Below are 503 nucleotides of genomic sequence, written 5' to 3'. Positions count from 1 at the left end.
GCTACGGCAACTCCTTCTGGTGGTACTGCACCTTATACTTATTTATGGTCCGCGAATGCTGCCAACCAAACTACAGCTGCTATTACAGATTTATCGGAAGGCACTTACTCGGTAACAATTACAGATGCTAATGATTGTACAACAACACAATCGGTAACCATTTCATGTACTGATGATTGTGATACAGCAACCACTTCTGGAACCATTACTAATGTTCTGTGTTTTGGAGAAGCGACTGGTGCAGCAACTGTGTCAGCGAGTTCTGTAATTAATCCTACCGCTACTTTTACTTTTACATGGTCTAATGGCGATATCGATACTGGTGTCACTTCGAGTACGATAGCTGATGTCATTGCTGGGAATTATAATGTAAGTGTTACTATGGATGGATCATCTTGTGATCCTGTGGTTCATAATATTCAAATAACACAACCTTCGGAAGCGTTGAGTGTGTCTATTGATAAAGTTAATGCAACGTCAGCTCAAGGCTGTGATGATGGTAC

General features: G+C 41.2%; 1 pseudogene. It reads left to right on the top strand.

Annotated features, from left to right (window positions below):
• Positions 1-503, top strand: a pseudogene (locus ACJBCC_RS17295) (hypothetical protein); the annotation flags it as partial.

The sequence above is a fragment of the Winogradskyella sp. 4-2091 genome, from assembly GCF_045765065.1.
GTDB lineage: Bacteria > Bacteroidota > Bacteroidia > Flavobacteriales > Flavobacteriaceae > Winogradskyella.
The sequence above is the reverse complement of the archived record's forward strand: the minus strand, read 5'-3'. Positions and strand labels throughout refer to the sequence as shown.